We start from the raw sequence: 7416 nt of genomic DNA, 5'->3' as shown, positions 1-7416 counted from the left end.
AACTTTTTCTTATATATACTTAATATATGTAATAAGAAAGAGATTAAGTATAATTACCTTTAACAAGCTTATGAAATTGTTTTATATTACTTGCTTGTGACTCTTAACATTGATAAATAAAATAACAACTAGATATAATCTAGTAAACTATGAATTAAAAGCTGTTATTCTATCTCATAAAACTTAAAGTAGGCTTAAATAATTTTAAGGGTTAAGGAAATTTAAAAAAATATTTTTATAAGATAATTATTAATGATATAATATAATGTATGTATGAAATTTTAAGATTAAAATATTATAAATTAATAATTATATTGTTAATTGATTTTCTAATATTACTTTGGCATAATCATTATTTAAGTATAAGTATTTATGAAATTCAAGAATTGAACAACAATACCTTTAATGCTTATTTTGCAAATTTAGCATTAAAAATATTTGGAGCTAATTATATAAGATTAGCTTATATAATACTTCATATAATCAGTAATATATTATTATTCAAAATATCACAAATTTATTTAAAAGATAACGCTATAATAGCAAATATTATTTTTAATTTATGCCCTAGTGCATTAGCATCAGCATTATTAATAAATCCAGCTGGAATAATTATTTTTATAATTTTATTAATGACATATCTAGAATTAAAAAAATCAAAAATTACATTTTATATCGTGCTTATAATAAGTGTTTTTATTGATAAGGCTATGATTAGTTTTTATCTCGCATGTATATTTTATGCATATTTTAAACGTTGGAATAATTTATTTTTTCTATCATTTATATTATTTTTTGTCTCTCTTTTGATAAATGGTTATGATTTTTCTGGACGCCCTAGGGGATATTTCTTAGAAATTTTAACAATTTGTGCCGCAGCATTTTCACCACCACTATTCTTATACTTTTTTTATACAATTTATTACACAACTTTTAAAGGAAAAAAAGACTTATTGTATTTTTGCTCAGCAACATCATTCATTATATATCTTGTATTATCGTTTAGACAAAAACCTGATTCACCAGAATTTTTGCCTTTTTTAATTGTAAGTATACCACTAATAATACAAAATTTCTTAAATTCATACAAAGTGCATCTACCTCAATTTAGAAAAAAACATAAATTAATAATGTGGTTTATTTTAATATCTCTTATAATTAGCTATATCTTTGTAATTTTCAATCCTTTTTTTTATAAATTTATTGAAACTAACGAACATTTTGCCAATAAATATCATCTTAGTAAAGAATTAGCTAAAGAATTAAAAAATAATCAAATTTATGAATTAAGTTCAAAAAGCACAAACTTTAATACCTTAAATTTCTATGGTATAAAACAATGTCGTAAAAATTGTAAGATATTAAAGCCTTGTAAAAAAGGTAATTTTAAAATTAATTTTTTCTTTCAGCAATTTAATTATTGTCTAAAAAATGAGTAATATCATTACATAAATCATTTTGCATAAAGAAAAAATGATTTCCATTAAAGGTAATTAGTTTTGAGTTTTTGATTAAACCTTGCATTTTATTTGCTATGCTAAGTGGTGTTGCAGTGTCGCTTTCTCCCCATAATAGCAAGGTTTTTGTGTTGATTTTGCTAATTTCGTTTTGATAGTCTTCATCAACTACATTTTTAAAAGTCTCATACATAATAGGGCTTAGCGTAGCACCATCTTTACTAGCTAAAAATCTTCTTATATTTTTAAATCCTAATTTATTTAAGCATTTTGCAAGAAAGATTTTTAGCTTTACTTTAGAGCTTTTTGGTAGTTTTAGCCCAGCACTAGCACATAAAATCAACGCATCATAATCATTCTTACTAGCCATAAGACAAGCAATTTTGCCACCATAAGAATGACCTAGCAAAATATCAACTTTTATATCTAATGCTTTTATAAATTCATTTGTCAAATTAAGATAATCAATAGAGTTAAAAGCATAACTTGGCTCATCACTTCCACCAAATCCTGCAAAGTCTAAAAATATCATTTGCTTACAATGCTTGCTTAAAGATTTTGTGAAAAATTGCTCCATTAGTTCTTTATTAGCACCCCAGCCGTGCATTATTAAAGCTACTTTTTCTCCATTTCCTTGTCTTATTAGATAACTTAGCCCGAGATTTTTTATATTAATTCTTGCCATTTTTTTTGTCCTTATAAATAGCTTCTAAAATTACTAAAGCATTTTGTAATTTTTCATATTCAGCAAGGCTTAGCATAACGCATTGAAATTTATTGTTTTTGACTACGAAAACCTTTTTATTGCCTTCAATTTTTTTTAAAATTGTAGAAAAATTACGCACGACATCGGTAGCTGAAAATATCTCATCTTGGCTAAATTTCATATTTTTCCTTAATTATCTAAATTATATTCAATATTAACTAATTTTAGTTTTACATTGACTATATAAAGAAACAACAAATATGAAAAAAATACAAAATGCAAAAATTGAACTAAAAAATATCATTAAATTATATAGTTTTGCATCAAGATATAAGGCACATACAAATGCTATTGCAAATAAAATATAACTTGCTTTTTTATAATCAATACTAAGGCAGATTGCTCCTATTAAATTAATTAATATTATTAACATTTGCTCTCCTTAAATTAATAATTAATCCTAAAATTATAAGTAATATAACAAAGTCAAACATCATTGTTATAAATACAAAACCGCTAATACAAATATCAGATATTAATAATGCCAATAAAATAATTAAGCTAATTATCATTAGATTTTTAGTTTTATTTACAAAAATATAGCTAAGAATAATGCTTAATATAAAGCTTATTAAAAATGAAAATTGTTCTACTTGCATATTTTGAGTAAGTTTATTAGTGATAAAATAAATAGCAGTAGCATTTAAAGACGGATAAAACGCTGCATAAGCAATTGCTTTATAAAGTAGATTATCTTTATGTTTTTTACTAGCTAATAATAAAGCTTTGTATATAAATAAGCAAGTAAATATTCCACATAAAAATAAAATAAAATAAAGTTGAAAATCAGCAAACATAACTCTATGAATATTAAAAAATATTTCATAAATTGATGAAAATGCACTTAGTTTGCTTTCTTTTGGAGTTTGTTTTACATTAGCTTCGCTATCAAAAACATAGCTTTTATTACTTTTTGTATTAATTGATGGCATTATATTTTTATCATCATTTAAAGTAATTGCAAATTCTTTTGTGCTTTTATTTAAAACAATTGTTATATTTTTTGTATTTTCTAAATTATTAATGGCCTTGCTAATTAAATTTGTATCAAAAATAAAGCTTTTATCACTATTTGCATTTGTGTTACTTGGTGTTTTTGTTTGTTTAGTGGTAGTTGTGGTAAATAATTTTTCTATATCTTTAATGTAATTTATACCTATTCCACTAAGTGCTAAGATGAATAAAAATGAACCCACAAAAAGTCCAGCAACTATGTGAAAATCAAATAATCTTGCTAAATCATTTTTCACATTAATTTTATTGAAATTCTTTTTATTCCAAATCAAAATTCCACTTATATATAAAAATATTATCCCAGCTGCAAAAATACTAACAATTGCTTCTAAGAAATCTTTAAAACTACCATTAATAGGCAATAATTTATAATGAATGCTAGTTAAAAATTTAGCCCCTAAAGTGCTTGTTTTATTTAGTATATTTTCTCCATCAAAATAGCTTATATTACTTTTTCTTTCGCCTTTTGTTGAATTAGAATTATAATAATTAATCTCATATAAATTATTATAATAACTAGGAGTTTTGATAGATATAAAATCGTAATCTTTATATTTTTCTTGTGCGTAATTAATAGCACTACTTAATCCATTTATATCATTATTTAATATAGTTTTGCTTTCGTGCAACTTTGGCTGCATATAAAAATCAATTTCATTTCTAAAATAACTAATGGTTCCAAAAAAGGTTATTATAAAAAGTAACCAACAAGCATAAATTCCAATGTAAGAATGTAATTTTCTAAGTGTTTTCATATCTTTCCTAATCTTAGGAATTTCAAATTGAAATTCCTATTGTTTTTAATCATCAAGCACGGTTTTTGTGATAGTTCCGTTATTGTCTATATAAACTTTATAATTGTTATTAAATTTTAGTTTATATCCGTTCCATTCTTTTTCAATTTCCATTAATTTCGCATTTTTTTGATTTTCTTTAGCAAGTTTTAAGACATCTTGCATAATGCTATCAGGAATTGGAGAGTATTTGCCATCTATTTCTTTAATATCTCCAGATTTAGAAAAATCAAGTTCAGTTCCATTGCTAAGTTTGATTTCATAAGAATCCCAATCTTTTTCAGCTTTAACTATATTTTCATTTGTAAAATGAGTTTTTACAAAGTCTTGAATGTTTTGTGGTAACTCATTTGGATTTATATTTGTATCAGCTAATAAACAGCAACTAATTGCACCTAAAAATAAAAGTTTTTTCATACTTTACTCCTTAAAATGATTTGGGTTTTGATATTATCAAAATATTGTAATTTTGATTATACCCCCCCCCCGTGTTAATGATTATCTTTAATTTTATTTAAATAAAAATACAAACCAAGAGCAAAGCAAAACATAATTAAACTCAAAATTTGACCCATAGATAGGCTTAATGCGATAAAGCCTAAATTAAAATCAGGTTCTCTAAAGAATTCACAAATAAATCTAGCTATCCCATACGACATTGCATAAATACAGATTAATTGCCCGTTAAACTTTATTCTCTTTGAAAAAATGTAAATGATAATGAAAATTATTAAACCTTCAGCGAATGCTTCATATAATTGACTAGGGTGCCTTAAAGTATCTCCTACATAAACTCCCCAAGCTACATCAGTTGCTCTGCCAAATAGTTCGTGATTTAAAAAGTTTCCAATTCTTCCAAATATATACCCTAATGGCACTGATAATGCTACTAAATCAAGTATTTTAAACATATTTTTTTTATATTTTTTAGAATAAAGATAAGTTGTAATTAATGCACCAACTAATGCTCCGTGATAGCTCATTCCAGCAATTCCTACAAATTCGCCATTTACAAACGGATTAAACATTTGCCAAGGATTGCTTAAATAATATAATTTATCATCGCTATAAACTAAAATATATCCTATCCTAGCTCCTAAGATTATGCCTATTTCTATCCAAACGAAATAATTTTCTATTTCTTTTTTGTTAAAGCCAAAGCGTGGAGCAAATTTTTGTCCTATAAATAATGCAATAAGCAATGCTAATATGTAGCAAAGTGCATAATAATGTATTTTAAACATTCCTATGCTAAATGCAACTCTATTGGTATTTTCATAAAAATGTTGCCAAAATTCAAGCATTATTATCCTTGATTAATTGGAACTCTACCATTTAACATAGGGACAAAAATACAAGAATCTAAAATAATTTCTTCTATTCTATCTTTATGCTTAATATATTTAGTAATATATTGTTTATTCTCATCACCAACTGGTGCTACTAAAATTCCACCATCTACTAACTGATTAAATAACTCATCAGGAACTTGTTTTATATATGCTGAAAGTAAAATCCTATCATAAGGTGCATAATTTTTAAAACCATTATGACCATCTAAATAACGAACATATACATTTGCTTCTATTGTTTCTAAATTTTTTATAGCTTTATTTGATAATTCTTCTATTCTCTCAAGAGAAAAAACTCTTCTAATAAGATTACTCAAAAGTGCGGCTTGATACCCACTACCACAACCAATCTCAAGCACACTATCAGCACCAACAGGCTCTAGTGCTGCTGTCATCTTTGCAACGGTAATTGGTGAGCTAATCCATTGATTTGAGCTAAGCGGCATTGCGTGAAGCTCATAAGCAAAATTACTCATAGGCATAAAAATTTCTCTTGGTGTATTAGCAAATGCTTGTTTAATCTCATTGCTAATATTAACTTCATTTGCAATATTTTCAGCAAGTCTAGCACATTTTTGCTGTTCGTAAATATCCTTAAAAATCATCAAAACTCAAGCTTCCTTTACTATAATTTGTAACTTTACTTTCAAAAAAGTTACTCTTTTGGTCGTTAAATTTAGAAAAGTCATCAACCCATTTAATAGGATGTTTTGCATTATATTTTTTATCAAGTCCGATTGAGCTAAGTCTTAAATCTACTAAATAATGAATATATTCAGTAATTATATCATCAGTAAAGCCCATAATTTGATTTTGAGTAATGTATTTACCCCATTCAATTTCAAGTTCTGCAGCTCTTTCAAACATTTCATAAATTTTAGCAATTGTTTTTTCGTTAAACAAATCAGGTCTTTCTTTTCTAACTGAATTAATCATATTTTGAAACAACAATAAGTGAGTGATTTCATCTCTTTGAATAAATCTAACCATTTGAGCAGAACCTAGCATTTTACCTGCACGAGCTAGTGCATAAATTGCAGTAAAGCCACTATAAAAATAAATTCCTTCTAGAATTTGATTCGCAACCATTGCATATAGTAACTTTTCATCAGTTACATCTCCTGCAAGTTCTTCATATAAACTTGAAATAAAATCATTTTTCTTTCTTAAAGTAGCATCGTGCTTTTCCATTTCATATATTAAATCAGTATCATCACAAATAGCTTCAACCATTACCGCATAACTTTTTGAATGATTTGCTTCTTCGTAAGCTTGTCTTGCTAATACTGCATTAATCTCTGGAGCTGTTATATAAGGGTTGATATTATCAGCAAGGTTATTGGTTTGAAAACTATCCATAGAAATTAGTTGGCTCCATACTAAATCATACATTCTTTTTTCACTTGAAGTTAAATTACATTTATAATCAAGTGCATCTTTTGTAGTATCAACTTCTCTAGGAAACCAAGTATTAGCTTCCATTAAATCCCATAATTTTAAAGCCCACTCATATTTTGCTTTTGTAAAATTTAATATACCTTGTGGATTTCCACCAAATACTCTTCTTGATGTTAAATCTTCATTACTTTGTGGATTATAAATTCTTTTTCTATCCATCATTTGTTCTCCTTAAGGACTAAAGTGTTTGAAAATAAATCGTGTATATATTGCCTATCTTTTCTAAAAAATGGAAATAAAATACCAAATAATAAAGAAAATGTAAGCACAAACAATACCAATCTAATAAAAACTTGAAATAAACTTGCTTTTTTACCATTTTTATTTCTTAAATGCAAACCTAAATATTTATACCCTAAACTCTGACCTTTAAAAAATAAAAGTAAAAATAAAACTAAAAGATAAGTAATGGTTGCAAGTAATATAAAAGATTGATTTTGTCTATACTCACTAGCACTACCTACTAAGATATAGGTAGTGAAGTATTGTATTGGCATCATTATCATAAACATATCAACAATGCCAGCTTTTAATTTATCATAAAGGCTAGCTAAACTTACCTTAGCCTTTGCCAT

General features: G+C 25.7%; 10 protein-coding genes. 1 reads left to right on the top strand and 9 read right to left on the bottom strand.

Annotation, left to right across the window (positions count from 1 at the left end; translation table 11 throughout):
• The first annotated feature begins 269 nt into the window (after positions 1-269).
• The gene (locus NY022_RS07985) at positions 270-1439 is read left to right on the top strand and encodes a hypothetical protein (protein WP_267525083.1); all 1170 of its coding nucleotides are present in this window, start codon (positions 270-272) and stop codon (positions 1437-1439) included.
• Here the strand turns inward: NY022_RS07985 and NY022_RS07980 are convergent.
• The 9 genes from NY022_RS07980 to NY022_RS07940 all read right to left on the bottom strand — a co-directional run bounded on the left by NY022_RS07980 (position 1414) and on the right by NY022_RS07940 (position 7416).
• The gene (locus NY022_RS07980) at positions 1414-2142 is read right to left on the bottom strand and encodes an alpha/beta fold hydrolase (protein ID WP_267525081.1); all 729 of its coding nucleotides are present in this window, start codon (positions 2140-2142) and stop codon (positions 1414-1416) included. The genes NY022_RS07985 and NY022_RS07980 overlap by 26 nt on opposite strands.
• Positions 2129-2344: a type II toxin-antitoxin system Phd/YefM family antitoxin gene (locus NY022_RS07975; protein ID WP_267525079.1), complete on the bottom strand. Its 216-nt coding sequence runs from the start codon at positions 2342-2344 to the stop codon at positions 2129-2131. The genes NY022_RS07980 and NY022_RS07975 overlap by 14 nt, the downstream gene beginning before the upstream one ends.
• Positions 2345-2377: 33 nt before the next feature.
• The gene (locus tag NY022_RS07970) at positions 2378-2596 is read right to left on the bottom strand and encodes a hypothetical protein (protein WP_267525078.1); all 219 of its coding nucleotides are present in this window, start codon (positions 2594-2596) and stop codon (positions 2378-2380) included.
• Complete coding sequence (locus NY022_RS07965) at positions 2577-3992, bottom strand: PepSY-associated TM helix domain-containing protein (RefSeq protein ID WP_267525076.1); 1416 nt, start codon at positions 3990-3992, stop codon at positions 2577-2579. The genes NY022_RS07970 and NY022_RS07965 overlap by 20 nt, the downstream gene beginning before the upstream one ends.
• Positions 3993-4037: 45 nt before the next feature.
• On the bottom strand, positions 4038-4448 hold the full coding sequence (locus NY022_RS07960; RefSeq protein WP_214150449.1) for a PepSY-like domain-containing protein: 411 nt from the start codon (positions 4446-4448) through the stop codon (positions 4038-4040).
• Between the two features lie 74 nt (positions 4449-4522).
• The gene (gene lgt / locus NY022_RS07955) at positions 4523-5335 is read right to left on the bottom strand and encodes a prolipoprotein diacylglyceryl transferase (RefSeq protein ID WP_267525073.1); all 813 of its coding nucleotides are present in this window, start codon (positions 5333-5335) and stop codon (positions 4523-4525) included.
• A 2-nt stretch (positions 5336-5337) separates the two neighbouring features.
• Entirely contained in the window at positions 5338-5988 is a 651-nt protein-coding gene (locus NY022_RS07950; protein ID WP_267525092.1) for a protein-L-isoaspartate(D-aspartate) O-methyltransferase, read from the bottom strand.
• Positions 5978-7000, bottom strand: coding sequence for a ribonucleotide-diphosphate reductase subunit beta (locus NY022_RS07945; protein ID WP_214117055.1), 1023 nt, complete (start codon positions 6998-7000; stop codon positions 5978-5980). The genes NY022_RS07950 and NY022_RS07945 overlap by 11 nt, the downstream gene beginning before the upstream one ends.
• On the bottom strand, positions 7000-7416 hold the full coding sequence (locus NY022_RS07940; RefSeq protein ID WP_267525071.1) for an RDD family protein: 417 nt from the start codon (positions 7414-7416) through the stop codon (positions 7000-7002). The genes NY022_RS07945 and NY022_RS07940 overlap by 1 nt, the downstream gene beginning before the upstream one ends.

The sequence above is a fragment of the Campylobacter sp. MG1 genome, assembly GCF_026616895.1.
Classification (GTDB): Bacteria; Campylobacterota; Campylobacteria; order Campylobacterales; family Campylobacteraceae; genus Campylobacter_E.
The sequence above is the reverse complement of the archived record's forward strand: the minus strand, read 5'-3'. Positions and strand labels throughout refer to the sequence as shown.